The organism is Sulfitobacter sp. 1A13353 (genome assembly GCF_043557255.1).
Classification (GTDB): Bacteria; Pseudomonadota; Alphaproteobacteria; order Rhodobacterales; family Rhodobacteraceae; genus Sulfitobacter; species Sulfitobacter faviae.
On the sequence record NZ_JBIFFS010000007.1, the window covers coordinates 84,563 to 104,080 of the forward strand.

A 19,518-nucleotide genomic window follows, 5' to 3' on the forward strand; every position below is an offset into this window, starting at 1 on the left:
CGCAAGGCCGCTATCCCAAGCCATGAGCCGGATACCCCGCCATACGACACGCGCCTCTGCACTTGGCTACGGCCTCGGACATGCGCGGGTCATCGTAGCAAGTCGCCGCTTTATCCGAACGGTCGCCGTAAGGCGCGCTTTCTGGGTAGGCTCTCAGATAGGATTGGCGGCGCATTTTCTCAGCGCACATAGGCGCAACGCGGCGGCGATACGCAATCAACCACAACCAAAGGACCGGCACCCGCAAAGGCGGACTGGTTAGGTGTAAGCAATGGCAGGCAGAGGCAGAACAGCAGGCTTTCAGATGGGGGCCGAGCACCGCACTAAAATTGCGAACTCTAAGATTCTCAATCACTTAATCGAGCACGCGGAGGGCAAGCGCGACATGCAGCCCACGCAAATTACTGCGGCTCTTGGCTTGCTTGACCGTGTGATGCCTAAGCTATCGTCAACGACCATCGAAGGCACGGGCGAGAACGGCGAGCATATCCACCAGATCACGCTTGTAGGCGTAAGGCCGGATGGCGACAGCTAACATTGAGATACCCGACAAGCTGGTTGAGGTATTCACAGGCGAGGCAGACGTAAGAGGCGCGCACGGCGGGCGAGGATCGGGCAAGACGCGGACCTTTGCCAAAATGACGGCGGTTCGCGCGCTGATGTGGGCGAGTGCTGGACGCGAGGGGATTATCCTCTGCGGTCGCCAGTTCATGAACAGCCTGGACGATTCATCGCTGGAAGAGGTCAAGGCGGCTATCCAGTCAGAGCCGATGCTTCTGCCGCACTTCGAGATTGGCGAGAAATACGTCAGGACGAAAGACGGGCGGGTTTCGTACAAATTCGCGGGCCTTGATCGGAACATCAGCAGCGTAAAGTCTAAGTCGCGCATTCTTCTGTGCTGGGTGGACGAAGCCGAGCCCGTAACGGAAAACGCATGGCAGGTGCTTATCCCGACGCTGCGCGAGGAAGATAGCGAACTGTGGGTCACATGGAACCCGGAGCGGGAAGACAGCGCAACGCATAAGCGGTTCAGGCTGTCGGACAATCCGCGATTCAAGGTGGTCCAGCTTAATTATCGCGACAATCCGTGGTTTCCAGCGCTGCTAGACCGGACACGGATCAACGACGCAATCGAGCGGCCTGACCAATACGCGCATGTATGGGAAGGCGACTTCAAGAGCATCGCAGAGGGTGCTTACTACGCTGCCAGCATCACGAAGGCGCGCGAGGAACACCGCATCGGGCGGCTTGAGGCTGACCCTCATATGACGCTGCGGGCTATTTGGGACATTGGCGGAACCGGGGCAAAGGCTGACGCTTGTGCGATATGGATTGCACAGTACGTCGGCAAGGAAATCCGCTGGCTGGATTACTACGAAAAGAAGGGCCAGCCACTCGCTGCGCATATCAACTGGCTGCGAGATAACGGCTACGGGAAAGCCTACTGCATTCTGCCTCACGATGGGGCGTCAAACGACAAGGTTCACGACGTTAGCTATCAGAGCGCGTTACAGGCCGCAGGGTTTGAGGTTCGCGTTATCCCGAACCAAGGCAAGGGCGCGGCCATGCAGCGCGTTGAGGCGGCGCGCAAGCTGTTCCCGCAGATGTGGTTCAATGAGGATCGCTGCGAGGCGGGGATCAAGGCAATCGGCTGGTATCACCCGAAGATTGACCATGCGCGCGGGATTGACCTTGGGCCGGATCACGATTGGTCGTCGCACGGAAGCGATGCGTTCGGATTGGGCGCTGTCGAGTATCAAATGACCGCTGACGATAACGTCATGTCTCAGCCTCTGCGGCGGAATCTACGAGGAATTGCGTAATGGCGTTGTCAACGTATGCAGAACTACAGGCCGCAATCGCGTCCGAACTGTTCGATCGCGCCGACGCTGACGATGTAATCCCGCGCTTTATCCGCTTGGCGGAAGTGCAGATGCAGCGCGAACTGCGCCATTACCAGATGGTCAAGCGCGCCACGGCCAGCATCGACAGCCGTTATACCGAACTGCCCGTAGATCACTTGCAGACGATCCGCTTTCACCTCGACGGCAAGAGCAGCCCGCTTGAGTTCGTCAGCCCTGATGCAATGGCAGATCACCGGGCAGCGTATCAAAACGCGACAGGCGAGCCGCGATATATGGCCTTCACGGGCAACACGTTTGAGGTCTTCCCGACGCCGAACGCGACATACACGGGCGAATTGCAGTATTACCGGACGATCCCGGCGCTGTCTGACGCCAACCCGACAAACTGGCTCCTGACAGATCACCCTGACGCATACCTCTACGGCGCTTTGCTGGCTGCTGGTGCGCACTTTGCCGATGCTGACCTGACCAAGCGGTCAACGGCGCTCTACATGGGCGCAGTCTCCAGCATCAACGAAGTTTCCATGCGCCAGCAATTCCCCGGCCCAATGCGTATGCAATTCAAGCGAGGACGCCAATGAGCCTTTCCAATTACGCTGAAAACCTTGTCGCGAAGTGGCTGTTTACTGGCGACAGCGCGACACGTCCGACAGCTTGGCACGTTGCCTTGTTCACGTCAGACCCGACAGACGCAGGCAGCGGCACTGAGGTGTCAGGCGGCAGCTATGCGCGCAAGTCGGCATCCTTCACTGTGACCAGCGACATGGCAAGGAACTCGGCGGGCGTTGAGTTCGACGCAGCGACCGCAAGCTGGGGAACGGTCACGCACTTCGGCGTTTACGACGCAAGCACGGGCGGCAATCTGATCGTGCACGGCGCTCTGACATCCAGCGTGGCTATCTCAAGCGGTGACGTGCTGCGCTTTGACGCTGGCGAACTGGATGTGACGTTCTCGTGAGCGGCTGGGGTTCTGGCGCATGGAATAGAGGCTATTACGGCGAAGGCGATGAACGCGAGTTCTCAGGCTCCGCTTTCTGCGCGGTCACGGCGACGGGTAACGCTATCGGGTTCCCTCTGCGCCTTGTTTCAGCACAAGCGATAGTAAGCGCCAACGCAAATCTAAACTGGCAGCGCCTTGTTACGGTGACGCTCAACGGAATTACCTGCGCGTCTGCCACTTACGGCGATGCAGGTCTGAAATGGTCGGACTCGCCCGATGTCTCAGAAGATTGGACGGGTCAAACAGCCTCTGGCGATTGGTCAGACGTGCCTGCGACCGCTGACGCGTGGACCCGCGCAGATTATCGAAAGGATGCGGCATAATGCCTAGCACATACACCGACCGCCTCGGCCTTGAACTGCAAGCCGATGGCGAAAACCTCAACACATGGGGCGATAAGGTCAATACCGTCTTTGAACTCGTTGACGAGGCTGTTGGCGGGTATGCCGAGGTCGCAATCACGGGCGACAAGACGCTGACAATGGATGATGGTGCGTCGAGCGATGCCCGCAACGCTGTTCTCAAGCTGACCGGAGCGCCCGGCGCAGGCTTTGCCCTGACCTTGCCCGAAGTGGAAAAGGTGTGGGTTGTCTGGAACGCGACAGACGGCGCGGCGACGATCAAGACGGCAACAGCGACAGCAACGGTTTCTCTGCCCGTCAATCGGCTGGCTCTTGTGCAGTCTGATGGCGCGGGCAGCGTTGTGCAGGTCACGCCGTTGGTGGATGAGTCTGGCAAGGTGGCAGGCGAGGCGGTGCTTACCACGCTGCGAGCGGCTGGCCTGACCTATCCCGCAAGCGATGGCGCTGCTGGTCAGTACATGAAGACGGACGGCTCCGGCAATCTGTCGTTTGGTACGCCTGACAGCGGCGGTGATATGCTATCCACGGCGAATCTGTCGGACGTGGCGAGCGTACCCGATGCGCGGGGCAACCTTGGCCTTGGTACAGCAGCGATAAAAAACACAGGCACGACCAGCGGCACGGTTCCGCTAATCGGGGCTGATGGTAAGCTGCCTGCTAGTGTGCTTCCTGCCGGTGTCCCAATATTGGGCATTATTCAGGACCAGCAATCGGCGGGGGTGTTCCCAGCAAAAAGTGGGGCTAGCACATGGGAGACGCGGGTATTGAATACTGTCGTTACTGACCCCGGCTCGGTGATTACGCTAAGTTCTAACGTCTTTTCTGTTAGTGTAGACTGCTCAATGACATTTTGGGCAGCATCCTCCCGCGCGGAGGCCCAGAGTAGGGTCGTCCGTGTTTCTGACGGCGCAGTCGTGGGCATCGGCTCAACGCAGCATCACTCCAACATTGACAACACTCTATCGCACGGTGCCGCGAATTTAGAGGCAGGCGTAAGTTATCGCTTGGAAATGATCCAAAACTCACCGGAGTTTTATGCTTATCCCGCGAATATCACGGGGGCTACCGAATGTTATGCACAGGTTACATTTTGGGGGTGAACATGAGAGCATTTCTGATTGAAAACGGCACTGCCGTCCAAAAGGCAGCACCGGGCCGCGCCGCCGAGGATATGGGCGCGGGCTGGGTTGACGGGCCTGATGATGTGGTCTGCGGGTATCTTTATGACGGTGAAGCCTTCACGCCGCCGCCTCCCGGTCCTGAACCTGTCCCTGCCGCTGTATCCATGCGGCAAGCCCGCCTTGCGCTTTCCCGCAATGGCCTGCTTGCTAACGCTGAAAGCGCAATCGCAGGCATGACCGGCAGCGCAGGCGATGAAGCCCGCATTGAATGGGAATACGCAACCGAACTGCGCCGGGACCATCCGCTTGTCGCGGCTCTCGGTCAAACGCTTAGCCTTGACGATGCGGCGCAAGACGACCTTTTCAAGCAAGCTGCGGCCATCCTCTAATGATGTTCCCCATCGCGGTTCCGCCGGGCTTGTACCGGAACGGGACGGAATACCAATCAGCGGGGCGCTGGCGGGATGCTAACCTTGTGCGCTGGCAAGATGGGGCCATGCAGCCTGTTGGCGGCTGGCGTCCTCGTGCGACACAGGCCGCGGCGGTTGATATCGACGGCACGCCGCGCGCAATGCTGGCTTGGACGGACAACAGCGGCAATCGCTGGGTTGCGTTTGGCTGTCACGATGGCCTGCACGTCATGGACGACGAAGACAACGTGTTTGACATTACGCCCGCAGGCTTCACAGCGGGGCGCGTGTCGTCTGACGCTAACTTTGGCTGGGGCGCTGGTGGCTGGGGGACGCTCTGGTGGGGTGAAATCCGGCCCGATACGGGTATTATCAACCCCGCGACGGTCTGGCACCTCGATACCTGGGGCGAATACCTCGTTGGATGCAGCCCCGACGATGGTAATCTGTACGAATGGCAGTTGGACACCGGAGTGCCAGCAGCGGCTATCAGCAACGCGCCGACGGGTTGCCGTGGGCTGGTGGTGACGGAAAACCGCTTTCTGATGGCGCTTGGCTCTGACGATAACCCGCGTCAGGTGACGTGGTGCGACCGTGAGGATAACACGACATGGACGCCAGAGGCGACTAACGAGGCAGGCGACCAGATACTGCAATCCAGCGGCGTGATCCGGCGCGGGCTGCGGGTTCGCGGCTCTACGCTCATTCTGACGGACAAGGACGCGCATCTGGCGACCGAGAACGCGGCGTTTGTCTTTGGCTTTGAGCGTGCTGGTACGGCCTGCGGGGTAATCTCACGCGGTGCGGCGGCAAGCATGAAGCAGGGCGCGCTGTGGATGGGTGAGCGCGGGTTCTTTGGCTACTTCGGCAGCGGGGTTGAGGAAATCCCCTGCGAGGTCAGCGATTACGTCTTTACAGACATTAACCGGGGACAGGTCTCTAAGATCGTCGCCATTCCTAACCGTGAGTTTGGCGAGGTCTGGTGGTTCTATCCGTCCTCTAACTCAAACGAAAATGACCGTTACGTCGCCTATGACCTGCGCGAGCAAATCTGGACGACAGGCAATCTTGAACGCACCGCTGGTGTGGATGCTGGCACGTTCCTGCTGCCTCTCTACGCAGATGCTGACGGGGCTGTATACGAGCATGAGGTTGGCAACCGATACGATGGCGCAGCGCCCTTCGCTGAGACGGGGCCAATCTCCATCCAGACGGGCGACCAGATCATACAGGCGCGGCTGCTGTACCCCGACGAAAAGACGCAGGGGCAGGTTGAGGCCACGTTCAAGACGCGGTTCTTCCCGAATGGCCCTGAGCGGTCATATGGGCCTTACGATATGTCAACGCCAACAGGTGTACGGTTCGCAGGGCGTCAGATCAGGATGCGCGTCGAAGGCGCAGGCGCTGATTGGCGGGTTGGAAATATGCGGCTTGAGGCCGTGGCAGGTGGCAGACGATGAGCGCGCCTCGGCCCGGTCCTAACCTGCATGTCTGGGCAGAACAGCTTGTCCAGCACCTTACGGCAGCGGCTGACGTACTCACACGGCGGCGCAGCAACGCCACAGCGGCCCGTGACGGGGTTTTGCTATGGGATACCGCCGGATACCCGGTTGTATCGCGTAACGGGGCGTTTCAGCGCCTCTCTATGCAGGTCGCAGCACCAGTAAGCGCGACAGCAGCAGGTGAGCCGGGGCAGTGGGCCTATGACGGCTCTTACGTCTATTTTTGCACGGCGGAAAACGTATGGCGACGGGCAGCAATCTCGACTTGGTAGCTTGCCGCAAGTGGATCGCGGATGCGTTGGAATACAGCGGCGGGACACACACAGTAGACGACATTTTTGAAGGCATCGAGCGCGGGCGGCTGCATCTGTGGCCCGCTGAACGCGGCTGCTTAGTCACCGAATTCATCGATTACCCACGCAAGCGCGTCATCAACGTGTTTCTTGGCGGCGGTGAGATGGATCAACTCAAGGACATGCACGATTCAATCGTCAACTTCGGCAAGGCAAACGGCTGCACGGCAGCGACAATCAGCGGTCGGCCCGGTTGGGCGCGCGTATGGCGATCAGCGGGCTTTAAGCCAACGTGCCTGACCGTCGAAAAGGAGATATAAAATGGCAGGTGGCGGCGGTAAGGGCGGTTCGGAATCGACCCAAACACAAATCCCAGCGTGGCTTGAGGATGCGTCTAAGGACGTTGTTTCGCGCGGCAATGCGGTCGGTGACATTGGCTATACGCCGTATATGGGTCCGGAGATTGCAGCGTTTAACAAAGCGCAGGAGGCGGCGTTCAATAACAACGCGGCAATGGCGTCTGACTTGGGACTGCAAGCCCCTGCTGGGCCGTCTATGCCCGGCGCTGAACACTTCGGCAATGGCGTGTGGGGCTATGGCTCCTATGAGCCATGGAAGGCCACAATGGAGCGTTTCCGCGAGGAACGCCCCGGCCAAGCGGCTATGATCGACAGCTTTTTTATTGACCCGGTGACGGGTGAAGCAGGCGACCTGACAACGCGCCGGATCATGGAGGCGCGCCAGATGATGGAAAGCGGTCAGCCTGTCTCAGCAGGCGGGGGCTACGGTCCAGACGCTAACCAAGGTCCAGTAGGCAACGGTTCAGCCTCTGCAGGACTGTTTGGCGGCTATTCCGGCATCGGCGACATGATGGACGGCGGCGGTCCGGGGCGCTCCGGCAGCAGCTATCAGGGCGGGGGCGCAATCTCCGCAATCGGCAACGCGCGCAACGACATTTCACAAGCAATCACCGGACGCAGCCCGCTAGGCGGGAATGACGGCGGCGGTGGTGGCGGCAAAGGGGGCCGATAACATGGGCATTTGGGACGATAGCTTCTGGTCAAACGTCAACTCTCGGCCAGAGCATCAGGCTGCGCTAGATGCCGTGCAGGGTGGTGCGCTTAGCAAGTTCAGCGGGGGCTTGCCTCCGGGCTTTGAGCATCTTTCCGGCGGTAATAACGGCGGGAATACGGGCGGTGGCATGTCGCCCGGCCAAACGTGGCAAGACGCTATTGACGCGCTGAACCAAGCGGCCAAGCCTCAGAAGGCGAAGACAATCGCAGGCACGGACCTTGACCCGTACCTGAACCCCTACACGCAAAACGTGATCGACACGACGCTTGGCACGCTGGAAGAACAGCGGCTCAAGACGCAGAACAGCAACGACGCGGCTGCGGCTGCGGCTGGTGCGTTTGGCGGATCGCGTCACGGTATTCTTGGCTCTGAGACCAACGGGCAGTTTGCGGATACCGTATCCAAGACAACGGCATTGCTAAACCAAGACAACCACAACAGCGCGCTTAACCTCGCTGGCGCGGATGCGGGCATGGTTAACAGCATGGCGCAGTTTAACGCAGGGCAGGCGCTCAACGTGGGCAACTCGCTTCTTGGCGCGTCCAACCAGCTATTCGGGATGCAGAACACCGCAAACCAGAACCTTGCCCAAGACGGGGCCATGCAGCAGCAGGCCATGCAGGGCATCATTAACGCAATGAAGGGCCAGACCGCAGGCGCGCTTGGCGCTCCGCAGGCATCGCTGGGGCCGATCCTCTCGGCATTGGGCGGCATTCCTTCGCAGGGCGGCACGTCCACCACGTCGAAAAGCCCCGGCATGTCTGATTGGCTGGCGTTGCTGCTATGAGCGCAAACGACTTCTTCCAACGCATGATGCCACACGCGCAGCGCGTGAGCGCGAGGACGGGCCTCGACCCGCGCCTTGTGCTGGCTCAGGCGGCGCTTGAAACCGGGTACGGCAAACACGCGCCCGATAACAACTATTTTGGGATCAAGTCGCACGGGCGGAAGGGCGGCAACAGCCTGCAAACGAAAGAGTTTGAAAACGGGCGGATGGTCACGAAGGCGCAGAGTTTTCGCGGCTATTCGGACCCCGGCCAGAGTTTTGACGACTACGCGGCGTTTCTTGAACGGAACCCGCGCTACAAGCCTGTCTTGGCGGCTGGAAGCCTTGACGACCAAATCGCGGCTATGGGCCGCTCAGGCTACGCGACAGACCCGAACTACGCGTCAAAGCTGAGCAAGATTGCGGGCATGGTGGATGGCGACTTTACGCCTTCCTCTCAGAACATTGCAGACGCTTCAATGATGGCGCTCGGTAAAGAGCCGTTGGGGCGTTCTGAGCCTTCGGGCGGCGGGGGCGACCGGGTGCTAGTCGGCGGGCTGCTAGGTGACACGATGGGAGCAGATATGGCAGAGTATGAACCAGAACGCGCAGGCGGTCTGCTGGGCAAAATGTTCCCGAACATGACAGCCAACCGGCGCGACGAAATCAAGATGGCGCTGGCGGGCATGTCGCTGAATCCCAATGAGGCGCTTGTGCGTGGGCTGGAAGGCCGCATGGAAGGGCGGCGCGAGGATGAGCGTGAGTTCAAGACGCAGCAGAAGGCGCAGGCGCAGGCCAACAAAACGATTGCGTTTATCGAAGCACAGGTGAAGGCGGGCAAGCTGCCCCCTGAGTTGCTGCAAATGGCGCAAGCTGACCCCGCAAGCGCGTATAAGGCGGCGGTTGACGTAATGACACGCCAGCCCAAAGACGACCGCACGGCGCTGATGCAGAACGTCGAATACATCATGCAACGTAATCGCGGCATGTCTTTTGACGAGGCGTTGCAGATGGCGCGCAGCGGCGGGACAACCGTTAACGTGAACGGGGATCAGCCGCCCGCACCGGATTCCGTTCTGCGTGAGGAACTACAGAAGGACCAAGCAACAAGCCTCACGGCCATTGCCGATGCAGGGACTAAAGCGGCGTCTGTGCGTGGCGACATTGAGGCTCTGCGCGAGTTGGCGCAAGTGGCCCCAAGTGGCCCGTTGGAAGGGCGTTTCGCTGAAATGTTCCCGGAGTTTAATGACGCGGCAGCAGCCCGGCAGGCTATTATTAAGCGCGTTGCGCCTACCTTGCGAGTTGAGGGCAGTGGCTCCACGTCTGACATTGAATATGCGGGCATGATCGAAGGCATGGGTCGCCTGACCAATAGCCCCGAAGCCAACGTAGCGATTGCCGACATGATGCTTGCCAAGTCAAACCTAGACTTGCAGCGGTCGGAACTTGTTTCCGCGTACCAGCGGGGCGAGGTGCCTTATAACGATATGTTGAAGAGCCTTGATAAGCTAAACCGCACGTCGATTATGCCGCCCAGCCTTCGCCAGTTGCTTGAGACCACTACTCAGGGCGAACAGAACGGCTTGCCGAGCGTTGGCGACATTGTCGAAGGCCATCGCTTCAACGGCGGCGACCCCGCAGACCCTAAAAGCTGGACAAAGGTGCAGTAATGGCCGGACCTTGGGAAAAGTACCAAAACACGCCGCCAGCATCTGGGCCTTGGGAAAAGTACGCCAAGGAGCCGGACGCTGATGCGGATATGTCATTCCTTGGCCGCGCTAAGGATAACTTTATCGGCGTCGATGATGGGGTGGAGTCGATCGGCGAGCGGATCGGCACAGGCATTCGCGGCGCGGGCGCTGCTGTTGCGCGTGGCATGGCTGATGTGCCTGCAATCCCGGCGAACCTCGCTCAGCTTGCGACGGCAGGCGTTGAGAAGGTTGCTGGCATGGAAGAGCCTTCCGCAGTTTCCCGCGCTTTGGACAGCCTACCAGATACACGCGACATGCTCGCCGCCGTTCCTGTCATTGGCGAAGAAAGCAAATTCCGCGCCCCCGGCAAGACAGGCGACTTCATCTCGACTATGGGTGAGTTTGCTGGTGGTGCTGGTATGGCCGCTGGCCCTAGCGCCATGGTCCGTTACGGGGCTATCCCCGGCGCGGCAAGTGAGGCAGCAGGGCAGGCAACAGAAGGCACGGCAGCGGAACCTTATGCCCGCGTAGGTGCTGGCTTGCTTGCGTCTATCGCGGCAGCACCCAAGCCCGGCGCGTTTAAGGGCAACGACGAAGCCACACGGATGGCGAACAAGTTGCAGAGCGAGGGGGTGCGTGACCTAACGGTTGGGCAGGCCAAGAACTCGCAGCCTCTGATGCGTATGGAAGGGCGTCTTGCACCCACAAACGCTCAAGTTGACGACTTCACGGCCTCCGCAATGCGCCAGATCGGCAGCGCCGAAAAGGTGGCAACGCCCTCGGCGCTCAAGTCTGCAAGCGATGCTATCGTTAAGCGCATGGATGATGCGGTTAAAGGCGTGTCTGTGGTTCCCGATAAGTCGGCATACAAGGCGGCGGTCAAGGTTGCCTCTGACTACGCGGAGCGAGTGCCGCAAGGCAGTCTTACGCCCCGCATTCGTGGCATTGCTAACGAGATTGTCGCGTTCTCTAAATCCAAGAAGGACGTGCCGCTTTCCACGCTCAAGAAATGGCGCTCTGATATTGGCAAAATGACAGTTTCCCCGGATGCGGCAACGCGAGACGCTGCGCACGGTCTTCGCAGCCTTGTCGATGATATGACTGACCAAGGGCTAAAGGCGGCGGGTCGCGCTGACGATATCGCCAACCTGCGTGAAGCGCGGGAAACATACCGCAACTTTATCGGGGTTCGGGATGCAGCATCACGGGCGGGGGCCGAAGGCGGCACCCTTTCACCAACACAGCTTAATCAGTCTCTGATCCGTGCACAGGGCCGCGAGGCTTACGCTACGGGTCGGACTACCCCCATGGCAGACTTTACGCGCTCAGGCGCTGCGGTCCTGCGTCCTGCGCCTACGGTGAACCCCGGCGGTGCTCGGACGATTAGTGAGGCATTGCCCGCTGCGCTGGCAACAGGCGGTGCGGCGTTTGGCTATGGTGCGGGCATGGGCGTTGGCGGTGCTGCTGCGGCAGGTATCGGCGCGGCGTCTCTCCCGTTCATGGGGCAGGCGCTCATGCGCAGTAATGCGGTTCAGTCAATGATGCGAAACCCGACTGGCACAGTGGCTCAGTCAGCCCCAACAGTTCCGGGCCTTCTGTCGCAAGTCGGCAACAACTAAAAAGCGGTATAGACCCCAAAGAGGACCAGACCGATTAGAGCATAGGCAATCAAGCCTAGTGCCGTGATGGCGATGGCATAGAAAATGCTGCCCATCAGAACGTCGAGCACTGAAAGCCCGTGCCGAGCATATCAGCTTGGCAGTGGGTCACTTCGGGTGGCCTGCCCATCTCACGCAGTTTCGCGCGCATATGCTCGCGGCGCTGATTATTGGCGTGTGCCTCCTTCTGCATACACTGAGCATAGGAATCTGTGCCGGGCTTAAAGCCGTAAGTCTGGCACGATGAAGCCATATCTTGAGGCGTAGCACACGCCCCCAGCAGGCCAAGTGCTGGAATAATGAAATAACGCATAATCCAAACATGGCGTCACGCGCCACGCAAATCAAGCGGTTCCTTTGGGGGCCGCTTTTCTATTGGAGCCACCATGAACCCCAAACCCATGACCGACGACGACATTCAGGCCACCGTTCGGCAGGCGCTGGAGGCTGCGATTGACTTCTGCGAAAGCGAGGTAGCCGATGAGCGCATTCGGGCGCAGCGGTACTTTGACGGCAAAGTTGACCTTGAGGCCGAGGAAGGCCGTAGCAAGGTCGTGGCGACCAAGGTTCGCGACACGATCCAGATGGTCAAGCCCGTGCTGATGCGGACGTTTTTGCAGACGGATAAGCCAGTTGAGTTCGTTCCGCGCCAGCCTGACGACGTTGCGGCAGCAGAGCAGGCCACCGATTACATCGCGTGGAAGTTCAACGAGAGCGGCGGCTATTCCATCCTCACAGACGTATTCCACGACGCGCTAGTCAAAAAGGTGGGCATTGCGAAAGTCTGGTGGGACGAAACTGAGGAAGTCGAGTTTGACGAATACAGCAACCTGACACCTGAGCAGTTCCAGCTTATCGCGCAGGACGAGACTGTTGAGGTGCTGGAGCAGGAGGAAGTCGCGGGGCCGGTTGACCCCATGACGGGCGAAGCGTCCACCCTGATCGACGCCAAGGTGGCATTCACGCGGACCAAGGGCCAGTTGAAGGTCAAGAGCGTACCGCCGGAAGACTTCTTTATCAGCCGCGATGCAACATCCGTTGAAGACGCCCGCCTTGTCGCGGATCGCTGCGAAACAACCGTTGGCGAGGTCTTTGAAATGGACTTCGGGCTAGACTTTGACGAGGTGTTTGCTCTCGCCGGGACCGACGAAGACGACGACATTGAGGACTTTGAGCGGCGCGGATACGACGACGAGGACACCGAGAGCAACGACCCGTCCATGCGGACGCTGATGCTTTACGAAGCCTACATGAAAATAGACAAGGAAGGCACGGGCATTCCCCGGCTTTACCAAGTCGTTTGCGCTGGCAAGGGCTACAGAGTGCTGTCCTGCGAACTGGCTGACGATAAGCCCTATGCGGCGTTTGAGTGCGATCCTGAGCCTCACACGTTCTTTGGCCGCTCCCTCGCTGAAATCATCATTGACGACCAGACGGCGGCAACCTCGCTTCTGCGCAGTCTGATCGACAACGTGCATATGTCAAACAACCCGCGCTTGGTTGTGAACGGCACAAACGGTTATTTTGAAGACGCGATGAATAGCGAGATTGGCGCTGTTCTAAGAGCAAGGGGGGACGCTGGCTCTGCATATCTACCGCTTTCAATCCCGTTCACGGCGCAAGCCACACTTCCCGCGCTGCAATATTACGACATGCAGATTGAGAGCAAAACGGGTGTTTCTAAATCAACGCTCGGCATGGATGCGGATGCGCTCCAAAGCACTACAGCGGCAGGCGTAAACGCAGCCGTACAGGCCGGATCGGCAGCGGCTGAACTCATTGCCCGCAACCTCGCGGAAGGCGGGATGCGGCGGCTGTTTAAGCTGATGCTCATGCTTACCCGCCAGCACGTTGACCCCGGCGAAATGATGCGCCTCAACGGCCAGTTTATCCCGGTAGACCCGCGTAGCTGGTCGGCGAGCATGGACCTGACGACCAACGTGGGCCTCGGCACCGGCAAGCACGAAGAACGCTTGGCTGCGATGCAAATGACGCTGCAAACGCAATTGGCGCTGATGCAGGGCGGCGGCATGACGGCCAACCTTGTGACCCTCACGGGCATTCGAGCGACCCTTGAGGACATGCTCAAGCTGTCCGGCGTCAACAACGCTGACCGCTACTACATGCCGATGAATCCGCAGACGGAGCAGCAAATCCGCGCGCAGATGATGCAGGCGATGCAACAACAGCAGGGGCAGGGCGACCCGCAGTCGGCGGCATTCCTACAGGCCGAGGGCATGAAGACGCAGCAGCGCGCGCAAACCGACATGGCGAAGCTGCAACTCGACGCGCAAAAGCTGCGGATGGAAGACGACCGCAAGCGCGACGAGATGGAACAGGACGCCATCTTGCAGGCGGCAAAGCTGCTTGGCGAATACGGGCTGAAAGTCAGCGACCAAGAAATCCGCCAGTTGCAGGCGCAGCCCCGCTTCTAAGGGAAACCCATGGACATTGAACAACGAGCAGAACGCGCCCGCGCGCTTCTGAGTGATGACCTGTTGTCAGCGGCATTCGCAGACGCAGAGCAGGCGGCAATTGACCGCCTTACGAATTGCGACCCCGCCGATGTGCCGGGTCTGCAATTGGCCCGCCTAAAGGTCGAGGCCGCCAGAGAAGTCGTAGCTGAGATTCAGTCTCACATCGACACCCATGCAATCGAGCAAAAGAAAGGTCGGCACCGTGGATAACGCGACTGACACAATGCAGCCGGGCGATGGCCCAATGACAGAAGACCAAGCGGTGAATGCGCTGCTAACACCGGAATCGGAAGAACCCGAAGCGGAAACGGACGAGGCACCCCAAGACGAAGGGACCGAAGCCGAGGAAGTTGAGGCGGAAGACGATGCGCCTGACGTCGAGGCGGACGACGACGAAACCGAAGAAGACGACGAAGACGGCGACGAAGCCGACTCCGACGAGGACGAAGACGAGGAAGAGGCCGACGAGGACGAAGAGCAGCCTGCGGAAAGCTACACTGTAAAGGTGGACGGCGAAGAAAAGCAGGTGACGCTGGACGAACTCAAACGCGGCTATTCCGGTCAGAGTTACATTCAGAAGGGCATGGAAACCAACAAGCAGACGCAAGCCAAGTTGCTTGAGGCTGCGGAGGCCATGCAACAAGAGCGCCAACAGTTCCTGCAAGCGGTCCAGCAGGTGCAGCAGACCGGGTTCCTCCCGGCACCTAAAGCACCTTCCAAAGACCTCATGCGGGACGACCCGATTGGCTACATGGAAGCGCGTGCTCAGTACGACGAAGACATGGCGGCTTACCAAGAGCAGCAACAGCAAATCCAATATCATCAGCAGCGCGCAGAGCAGCAAAACGCCGCGATGCGCCAGAAGGCCATGCAAGAGCAATACGCCAAGCTGGTCGAGCTTGTGCCGGAGTTCGGGGACGCCAAGAAGGCACCGGAACTCAAGGCAAAGCTGATGAAGTCGGCGGAATCCGAATTTGGGTTCTCCGCGCAAGACCTAGAGCAAATCTCGGATGCCCGGCAGGTACTCGTCCTTCGCGACGCCCTTGCCTACCGCGAATTGCAGAAGGGCAAGCAAGCTGCTCGCCAAGAGCGCGCACAACCCAAGGCCGTAACCAAACGGAAGGCCAAAGGGCGCGACGGCGGCAACCGGGCAAACGCTCAAAAAGCAATGCAGCGGGCCATCAAAACTCAGTCGGACGACGATTGGGTGAACGTCCTGCTCAACCCATAACTCAATCTTTCTTAGGAGTCAGACCAAATGGCTGTACCCACAAATACCGTTCAGACCTACCAGCAGGTAGGCATCCGCGAGCAACTGGCAGACGTGATCTACCGCAAAGACCCGGAAGAAACGCCGCTGTTCACTGCTCTGAAAAAGACGAAGGCGAATAACACCTACGTCGAATGGCTGACCGACACGCTGCGTTCTTCGGCTGTCAACGCCCACGTTGAAGGTGATGACGTTACGCCCTCCGCGCGTACCGCTCAGACCCGCCTTGGCAACTACACTCAGATTTTCCTTGATGCCGTCAGCATCTCGGACACTGACGATGCCATGACCAAAGCAGGCCGCGACAAGCAGATGGCCTATGAACTGCTCAAGGTCGGCAAAGAGCAGCGCCTTGATATCGAAAAGGCCCTGTTTGCCAACCAAGCCAAGGTCGCGGGTAACGCCACGACCGCGCGCAAGCTGGCTGGCCTGCCTTCGTGGATTTACACCAACACCGAAGTTGGCGCGACAGGCGCGGACCCGACTGGCGACGGCACCGATGCCCGCACCGATGGTACTCAGGAGGCGTTCACCCAGACACGCTTTGACGACACCATGCGTTCTATCGTGGAAAACTCCGGCAACATGAAGGCCAAGACCGTCTTCCTTTCGCCGTTCCAAATGGACGCGGCTCTGGGGTTCCAAGGTAACAACAACCAGCGCAACCAATCGGGCGTTGCCAGCGTCACTAACGACCTTGTGGCGTACAAGACGCCCTTTGGTGAGGTCAAGTTCCAGATGTCGCTGGAATGCCGTGGCCGTGACGTGTTCATCCTCGACACGTCCATGTGGGATATCGCGCAGGCGCGCCCCATGCAGACCAAAGAGATGGGCAAGACTGGCGACAACACGAAGCGTTTCGTTGTCACTGAACTGACCCTCCGCGCGCTGAACGAAAAGACCAGCGCCATCATTGCTGACAACACCACTTCGTAAGTCAGCGACATAACGACAACGGGCCATCCCTTCGGGGGTGGCCTTTTTGATTCCAGAAGGGGGCAACCATGCCGACAGCCGTTGTTTTGAGTTCCAATATCTATGACCACAACAAGCAAAAGCGCCTGCGCGGTGAGCAGTTCGAGGCACCCCGTGATTGGTGCGACACCGTGCTGAAATCCGATGGCCCGGCGCGGATCACAGTCGTTGAGACAGCCAAGCCCGCGAAAAAGACGGGGGCTAAAGATGAAGCTAAATGAGCGGATCAGCATAGACGACAACTCTGCCCACGTCCTGCAAACGCATGATGTGACCTCAACGCTCAAGCTGGCCGAAAAGATGCGCCACGCGCGCGAGGCGGGCCACCACGGCAACATCCCAAAGGATTGGGTGCCTGTGGGCGTTGTCCCTGCTGTCATGGTGCGTCAGTGGGCGCAAGAGGCGGGGGTTCGCATGGACGATTCCGACGCCATGAACGAACTGCTCAACAAAAAGCTGATGGACGGGGCATTTGGCAAATTCCGCGTTACCGAAGGTCGGCTCTAATGCAGACGCGCGTCCTGTTCTACAAGGCGCGAGGCCAGTGGCAGGACGTAGCAGTCAGGGCGCTGACGGGGGCGGACTACTCTCACTGTGAACTGATAGCGCCGTGGTCCGAAGGGCCGCTCTATAGCACGATAGGGGCCAGCAAGCGCGATGGCAGTAAGGTCAGGCGCGCATACATCGACACGCGGTCAGGACATTGGGACGTTATCACGTTCCCCTGCGATCCAGAGGCCGCGTGGGGTCGGGCCATGCCTTTGCTCGGCAAGCCTTATGACCAATTCGGCGCGGTGCTTTCCGCGACCGCTTTTGCCCGTCAACGCCCCGGCAAGTGGTTTTGTTCCGAACTGGTCGCACATGCCCTTGGCTACCGTGAGCCGTGGGAGTTTTCGCCGGGGATGCTGGCGGCAAGCGGACAATCCAAACAGGTGATATATGAAGATCAGTGATCGCGGCGTCCTAGAGGTCGCTGAGCATGAAGGCATCGTTCCCGGTCCATATCGAGACAGCGTGGGTGTTTGGACGTGGGGTGTAGGCCATACAGCGGCAGCAGGCGGGCCTAACCCTGCGCAGATGCCCCGTGGTATGCCAGTGGACGTTGATGCGGCTGTGCTGGACGCTCTGGCGCTCTTTGACGTGGACTTAGATAAATACGAGGCGCGGGTCAATCGGGCGGTGAAAGTGCCGTTGAAACAGCACCAGTTTGACGCGCTCGTGTCCTTCGACTTCAACACGGGCGGTATCTTCGCCGCAAAGCTGACTCAGGCGCTGAACCGTGGCGACATGAGCGGCAACGGCTTCATGGGTTGGCTCAAGCCCAAGGAAATCATCAAGCGCCGCAAGGCCGAACAGGCGCTGTTCCGCACTGGTGACTATGACGCCAACGGAGACAGCATTCCCATTTGGCGCGTCGATGAACACGGCAGGCTGCGCGGTATCCTCAAGACAATCAGCGGCGCGGAATTGCAGCGCCTCATGCAAGAGGCGGGATCGTCCCGCAAGGTTGCCGCCAAACCCTCCCAACAACACTGGTTCGCCGCTCTGGTGGCCGCAATCCTCGGAGTATTCCGCAAATGAAACTTGTCTCAGATGCCCGCAATTGGTGGCGGTGGAACAGCACCCACGTTGCCGCAATCATCGCCGTTGCTCCGGTCGCATGGGCGCAGATGCCGCCTGAGTTGAAAGCGCAGGTGCCGGAGTGGGCCATGCCGTATATCGCGGGCTTCATGTTCCTTGCGTTCCTTGTGGCGCGGCTGCGGGATCAAAGCGCATGATTAGCGCCATTATTGTTGGCATGGCGGCGGGGTTCGCGTGGGGTGTCGGAATCGGCCTTGCTGTCGCTTTGCTATCGCGGGACGGGATATGGCCGAGCCTATGGGCGACCCTTGTTGTCGGGTTGTCAGTGCTTGGCGGCGCTATTGGTGCGCTTGAATGGGTGCTGGCATGATGTGGTTCCTCAAATGGCTGACGGGCGGGGTTCTCGACCGCGCCATGTCGTCGGTTGACAAGTACGTCGCCGCCCAGACCGATAGGGACGCGATAAAAGCCGAGATAATCAAGACCCACATGCAGACGCGGGCCGATTGGCTGCGGGCAGGGGGCTTCTGGACGCTCTTGCTGTTCGCGGTGCCTACGGCCCTGCATTACATCGCTGTGGTCCTCTACAGCCTCCTATGGTGCGCCGGGTGCGCCTTTCCTCAGACGTGGACTATCGCGGCTCTACCGGGCGCTATGGCTGAGTGGCAGGGCTATATCATCCTCGCCAGCATTGGCGGGCTTGCCCTGCTGGGGGTGCGCAAATGACCTCTCGCATGTCCGACACGTTCCTACAGCATGGCAGGGGGATGGAATGGCAAAACAGCATCATCATCCTGATCTTTGCCCTTACGTTAGCGATCCCCGGCGACACCCTTTCCACCAGCGTTGCATTCGCCGCATTCCGGCAGCTTGGCATTGATGAGGTGGCCTTAGCGGTGCCTCTGACCGTCATAGCAATCATGCGGATGGCGGGGCTATTTATCAACGGCAACTGGCGGCGCTCTCCTATCCTGCGCTGCATCGGTGCCGTTCTCGGCGCGGGCCTGTTCGCGGGCCTAGCCGTCCTCTTTGCAGTACCTGCGCTCAGTGGGCAATCTGCCGCCCTCACAACTGGTGCTGGCGTGTATCTCGCGCTTGCGGCCTTCGATGTTCTCGCTGCGTATAGGTCTGCTGCTGATGCTTCATTTTATAAACAGCATTGAGCCGGAAGCATGGGCAGGCATCGCGGGTCTATTCGCGGGGCTCGTTAGCGCGGTTCTAGCGGTTCGCAAGGGCGCAAAGAAATCCCCGGTTGAGGTGGGCCATGCCGCGCCGCCGCCAGACCGGACGGAATACGTCTTGACCGAGGTTCGGCAGATAGCCGCACGGCTGGCCGAGATTGAGGTGCACATGGCTGACGTGGACCGCAGGACCGAGGCGATCCACCTAGACACCCGCATTCTATTGGACAGAGGCAGCTAGCCGCCTCCCTGATCCAACCCCTGCCGCTGGAATAAGCGGCCTCCCCTCAAA

At 59.6% G+C, this 19,518-nt stretch carries 25 protein-coding genes; 24 read left to right on the top strand and 1 reads right to left on the bottom strand.

Annotation, left to right across the window (positions count from 1 at the left end; genetic code table 11):
* Positions 1 to 271 precede the first annotated feature (271 nt).
* The 12 genes from ACGYLO_RS16555 to ACGYLO_RS16610 all read left to right on the top strand — a co-directional run bounded on the left by ACGYLO_RS16555 (position 272) and on the right by ACGYLO_RS16610 (position 11,703).
* Positions 272 to 535 carry a hypothetical protein gene (locus ACGYLO_RS16555; protein WP_394376913.1) on the top strand — a complete coding sequence of 88 codons (264 nt, stop codon included), beginning with the start codon at positions 272 to 274 and terminating at the stop codon, positions 533 to 535.
* Positions 522 to 1,823, top strand: coding sequence for a PBSX family phage terminase large subunit (locus ACGYLO_RS16560; RefSeq protein ID WP_394376914.1), 1,302 nt, complete (start codon positions 522 to 524; stop codon positions 1,821 to 1,823). Before ACGYLO_RS16555 ends, ACGYLO_RS16560 begins: the two co-directional genes overlap by 14 nt.
* Complete coding sequence (locus ACGYLO_RS16565) at positions 1,823 to 2,446, top strand: hypothetical protein (protein WP_394376915.1); 624 nt, start codon at positions 1,823 to 1,825, stop codon at positions 2,444 to 2,446. The genes ACGYLO_RS16560 and ACGYLO_RS16565 overlap by 1 nt, the downstream gene beginning before the upstream one ends.
* On the top strand, positions 2,443 to 2,823 hold the full coding sequence (locus ACGYLO_RS16570; protein WP_394376916.1) for a hypothetical protein: 381 nt from the start codon (positions 2,443 to 2,445) through the stop codon (positions 2,821 to 2,823). The genes ACGYLO_RS16565 and ACGYLO_RS16570 overlap by 4 nt, the downstream gene beginning before the upstream one ends.
* 364 nt (positions 2,824 to 3,187) lie before the next feature.
* Positions 3,188 to 4,327: a hypothetical protein gene (locus ACGYLO_RS16575; RefSeq protein ID WP_394376917.1), complete on the top strand. Its 1,140-nt coding sequence runs from the start codon at positions 3,188 to 3,190 to the stop codon at positions 4,325 to 4,327.
* Positions 4,328 to 4,329: 2 nt separating this feature from the next.
* Positions 4,330 to 4,737, top strand: a complete 408-nt coding sequence (locus ACGYLO_RS16580) for a hypothetical protein (protein ID WP_394376918.1) — start codon at positions 4,330 to 4,332, stop codon at positions 4,735 to 4,737.
* 107 nt (positions 4,738 to 4,844) lie between these two features.
* A complete protein-coding gene (locus ACGYLO_RS16585) occupies positions 4,845 to 6,218 on the top strand; it encodes a hypothetical protein (RefSeq protein ID WP_394376919.1) in 1,374 nt (457 codons plus the stop codon).
* Positions 6,219 to 6,501: 283 nt separating this feature from the next.
* Positions 6,502 to 6,873 carry a hypothetical protein gene (locus tag ACGYLO_RS16590; protein ID WP_394376920.1) on the top strand — a complete coding sequence of 124 codons (372 nt, stop codon included), beginning with the start codon at positions 6,502 to 6,504 and terminating at the stop codon, positions 6,871 to 6,873.
* Between the two features lies 1 nt (position 6,874).
* Positions 6,875 to 7,585, top strand: coding sequence for a hypothetical protein (locus ACGYLO_RS16595; RefSeq protein WP_394376921.1), 711 nt, complete (start codon positions 6,875 to 6,877; stop codon positions 7,583 to 7,585).
* 1 nt (position 7,586) lies between these two features.
* On the top strand, positions 7,587 to 8,414 hold the full coding sequence (locus ACGYLO_RS16600) for a hypothetical protein (RefSeq protein WP_394376922.1): 828 nt from the start codon (positions 7,587 to 7,589) through the stop codon (positions 8,412 to 8,414).
* Between the two features lie 26 nt (positions 8,415 to 8,440).
* On the top strand, positions 8,441 to 10,063 hold the full coding sequence (locus tag ACGYLO_RS16605) for a glycoside hydrolase family 73 protein (protein ID WP_394376948.1): 1,623 nt from the start codon (positions 8,441 to 8,443) through the stop codon (positions 10,061 to 10,063).
* Positions 10,063 to 11,703: a hypothetical protein gene (locus ACGYLO_RS16610; RefSeq protein ID WP_394376923.1), complete on the top strand. Its 1,641-nt coding sequence runs from the start codon at positions 10,063 to 10,065 to the stop codon at positions 11,701 to 11,703. The genes ACGYLO_RS16605 and ACGYLO_RS16610 overlap by 1 nt, the downstream gene beginning before the upstream one ends.
* A gap of 94 nt (positions 11,704 to 11,797) precedes the next feature.
* Here the strand turns inward: ACGYLO_RS16610 and ACGYLO_RS16615 are convergent, their stop codons facing one another.
* The gene (locus tag ACGYLO_RS16615; protein WP_394376924.1) at positions 11,798 to 12,055 is read right to left on the bottom strand and encodes a hypothetical protein; all 258 of its coding nucleotides are present in this window, start codon (positions 12,053 to 12,055) and stop codon (positions 11,798 to 11,800) included.
* Between the two features lie 73 nt (positions 12,056 to 12,128).
* Between ACGYLO_RS16615 and ACGYLO_RS16620 the strand changes: the two genes are divergently transcribed.
* The 12 genes from ACGYLO_RS16620 to ACGYLO_RS16675 all read left to right on the top strand — a co-directional run bounded on the left by ACGYLO_RS16620 (position 12,129) and on the right by ACGYLO_RS16675 (position 19,467).
* The gene (locus ACGYLO_RS16620) at positions 12,129 to 14,177 is read left to right on the top strand and encodes a hypothetical protein (RefSeq protein ID WP_394376925.1); all 2,049 of its coding nucleotides are present in this window, start codon (positions 12,129 to 12,131) and stop codon (positions 14,175 to 14,177) included.
* A 9-nt stretch (positions 14,178 to 14,186) separates the two neighbouring features.
* Positions 14,187 to 14,429, top strand: a complete 243-nt coding sequence (locus ACGYLO_RS16625; protein WP_394376926.1) for a hypothetical protein — start codon at positions 14,187 to 14,189, stop codon at positions 14,427 to 14,429.
* A gap of 34 nt (positions 14,430 to 14,463) precedes the next feature.
* Positions 14,464 to 15,450 (top strand): hypothetical protein, encoded by a 987-nt coding sequence (locus ACGYLO_RS16630; protein ID WP_394376927.1) that lies wholly within the window; start codon positions 14,464 to 14,466, stop codon positions 15,448 to 15,450.
* A 27-nt stretch (positions 15,451 to 15,477) separates the two neighbouring features.
* Positions 15,478 to 16,425 (top strand): DUF5309 family protein, encoded by a 948-nt coding sequence (locus ACGYLO_RS16635; RefSeq protein WP_394376928.1) that lies wholly within the window; start codon positions 15,478 to 15,480, stop codon positions 16,423 to 16,425.
* A gap of 68 nt (positions 16,426 to 16,493) precedes the next feature.
* Positions 16,494 to 16,685 carry a hypothetical protein gene (locus ACGYLO_RS16640; RefSeq protein ID WP_394376929.1) on the top strand — a complete coding sequence of 64 codons (192 nt, stop codon included), beginning with the start codon at positions 16,494 to 16,496 and terminating at the stop codon, positions 16,683 to 16,685.
* A complete protein-coding gene (locus tag ACGYLO_RS16645; RefSeq protein WP_394376930.1) occupies positions 16,672 to 16,971 on the top strand; it encodes a hypothetical protein in 300 nt (99 codons plus the stop codon). The genes ACGYLO_RS16640 and ACGYLO_RS16645 overlap by 14 nt, the downstream gene beginning before the upstream one ends.
* The gene (locus ACGYLO_RS16650) at positions 16,971 to 17,417 is read left to right on the top strand and encodes a hypothetical protein (RefSeq protein ID WP_394376931.1); all 447 of its coding nucleotides are present in this window, start codon (positions 16,971 to 16,973) and stop codon (positions 17,415 to 17,417) included. Before ACGYLO_RS16645 ends, ACGYLO_RS16650 begins: the two co-directional genes overlap by 1 nt.
* On the top strand, positions 17,404 to 18,045 hold the full coding sequence (locus ACGYLO_RS16655; protein ID WP_394376932.1) for a lysozyme: 642 nt from the start codon (positions 17,404 to 17,406) through the stop codon (positions 18,043 to 18,045). Before ACGYLO_RS16650 ends, ACGYLO_RS16655 begins: the two co-directional genes overlap by 14 nt.
* Positions 18,042 to 18,242: a hypothetical protein gene (locus ACGYLO_RS16660; protein ID WP_394376933.1), complete on the top strand. Its 201-nt coding sequence runs from the start codon at positions 18,042 to 18,044 to the stop codon at positions 18,240 to 18,242. Before ACGYLO_RS16655 ends, ACGYLO_RS16660 begins: the two co-directional genes overlap by 4 nt.
* 169 nt (positions 18,243 to 18,411) lie before the next feature.
* On the top strand, positions 18,412 to 18,771 hold the full coding sequence (locus ACGYLO_RS16665) for a hypothetical protein (RefSeq protein WP_394376934.1): 360 nt from the start codon (positions 18,412 to 18,414) through the stop codon (positions 18,769 to 18,771).
* Between the two features lie 8 nt (positions 18,772 to 18,779).
* Positions 18,780 to 19,208 carry a hypothetical protein gene (locus tag ACGYLO_RS16670; RefSeq protein ID WP_394376935.1) on the top strand — a complete coding sequence of 143 codons (429 nt, stop codon included), beginning with the start codon at positions 18,780 to 18,782 and terminating at the stop codon, positions 19,206 to 19,208.
* Positions 19,183 to 19,467: a hypothetical protein gene (locus ACGYLO_RS16675; protein WP_394376936.1), complete on the top strand. Its 285-nt coding sequence runs from the start codon at positions 19,183 to 19,185 to the stop codon at positions 19,465 to 19,467. Before ACGYLO_RS16670 ends, ACGYLO_RS16675 begins: the two co-directional genes overlap by 26 nt.
* Positions 19,468 to 19,518: the final 51 nt, after the last annotated feature.

Bases quoted from the DNA above. Each gene is read 5' to 3' on its own strand.
- ACGYLO_RS16650 (WP_394376931.1), top strand. From the start codon at position 16,971: ATGCAGACGCGCGTCCTGTTCTACAAGGCGCGAGGCCAGTGGCAGGAC.
- ACGYLO_RS16660 (WP_394376933.1), top strand. From the start codon at position 18,042: ATGAAACTTGTCTCAGATGCCCGCAATTGGTGGCGGTGGAACAGCACC.
- ACGYLO_RS16610 (WP_394376923.1), top strand. From the start codon at position 10,063: ATGGCCGGACCTTGGGAAAAGTACCAAAACACGCCGCCAGCATCTGGG.
- ACGYLO_RS16620 (WP_394376925.1), top strand. From the start codon at position 12,129: ATGAACCCCAAACCCATGACCGACGACGACATTCAGGCCACCGTTCGG.
- ACGYLO_RS16565 (WP_394376915.1), top strand. From the start codon at position 1,823: ATGGCGTTGTCAACGTATGCAGAACTACAGGCCGCAATCGCGTCCGAA.
- ACGYLO_RS16655 (WP_394376932.1), top strand. From the start codon at position 17,404: ATGAAGATCAGTGATCGCGGCGTCCTAGAGGTCGCTGAGCATGAAGGC.
- ACGYLO_RS16675 (WP_394376936.1), top strand. From the start codon at position 19,183: ATGCTTCATTTTATAAACAGCATTGAGCCGGAAGCATGGGCAGGCATC.
- ACGYLO_RS16560 (WP_394376914.1), top strand. From the start codon at position 522: ATGGCGACAGCTAACATTGAGATACCCGACAAGCTGGTTGAGGTATTC.
- ACGYLO_RS16665 (WP_394376934.1), top strand. From the start codon at position 18,412: ATGATGTGGTTCCTCAAATGGCTGACGGGCGGGGTTCTCGACCGCGCC.
- ACGYLO_RS16595 (WP_394376921.1), top strand. From the start codon at position 6,875: ATGGCAGGTGGCGGCGGTAAGGGCGGTTCGGAATCGACCCAAACACAA.
- ACGYLO_RS16555 (WP_394376913.1), top strand. From the start codon at position 272: ATGGCAGGCAGAGGCAGAACAGCAGGCTTTCAGATGGGGGCCGAGCAC.
- ACGYLO_RS16575 (WP_394376917.1), top strand. From the start codon at position 3,188: ATGCCTAGCACATACACCGACCGCCTCGGCCTTGAACTGCAAGCCGAT.
- ACGYLO_RS16640 (WP_394376929.1), top strand. From the start codon at position 16,494: ATGCCGACAGCCGTTGTTTTGAGTTCCAATATCTATGACCACAACAAG.
- ACGYLO_RS16615 (WP_394376924.1), bottom strand. From the start codon at position 12,055: ATGCGTTATTTCATTATTCCAGCACTTGGCCTGCTGGGGGCGTGTGCT.
- ACGYLO_RS16580 (WP_394376918.1), top strand. From the start codon at position 4,330: ATGAGAGCATTTCTGATTGAAAACGGCACTGCCGTCCAAAAGGCAGCA.
- ACGYLO_RS16585 (WP_394376919.1), top strand. From the start codon at position 4,845: ATGCAGCCTGTTGGCGGCTGGCGTCCTCGTGCGACACAGGCCGCGGCG.
- ACGYLO_RS16625 (WP_394376926.1), top strand. From the start codon at position 14,187: ATGGACATTGAACAACGAGCAGAACGCGCCCGCGCGCTTCTGAGTGAT.
- ACGYLO_RS16630 (WP_394376927.1), top strand. From the start codon at position 14,464: ATGACAGAAGACCAAGCGGTGAATGCGCTGCTAACACCGGAATCGGAA.
- ACGYLO_RS16590 (WP_394376920.1), top strand. From the start codon at position 6,502: ATGGCGACGGGCAGCAATCTCGACTTGGTAGCTTGCCGCAAGTGGATC.
- ACGYLO_RS16605 (WP_394376948.1), top strand. From the start codon at position 8,441: ATGCCACACGCGCAGCGCGTGAGCGCGAGGACGGGCCTCGACCCGCGC.
- ACGYLO_RS16635 (WP_394376928.1), top strand. From the start codon at position 15,478: ATGGCTGTACCCACAAATACCGTTCAGACCTACCAGCAGGTAGGCATC.
- ACGYLO_RS16670 (WP_394376935.1), top strand. From the start codon at position 18,780: ATGTCCGACACGTTCCTACAGCATGGCAGGGGGATGGAATGGCAAAAC.
- ACGYLO_RS16645 (WP_394376930.1), top strand. From the start codon at position 16,672: ATGAAGCTAAATGAGCGGATCAGCATAGACGACAACTCTGCCCACGTC.
- ACGYLO_RS16570 (WP_394376916.1), top strand. From the start codon at position 2,443: ATGAGCCTTTCCAATTACGCTGAAAACCTTGTCGCGAAGTGGCTGTTT.
- ACGYLO_RS16600 (WP_394376922.1), top strand. From the start codon at position 7,587: ATGGGCATTTGGGACGATAGCTTCTGGTCAAACGTCAACTCTCGGCCA.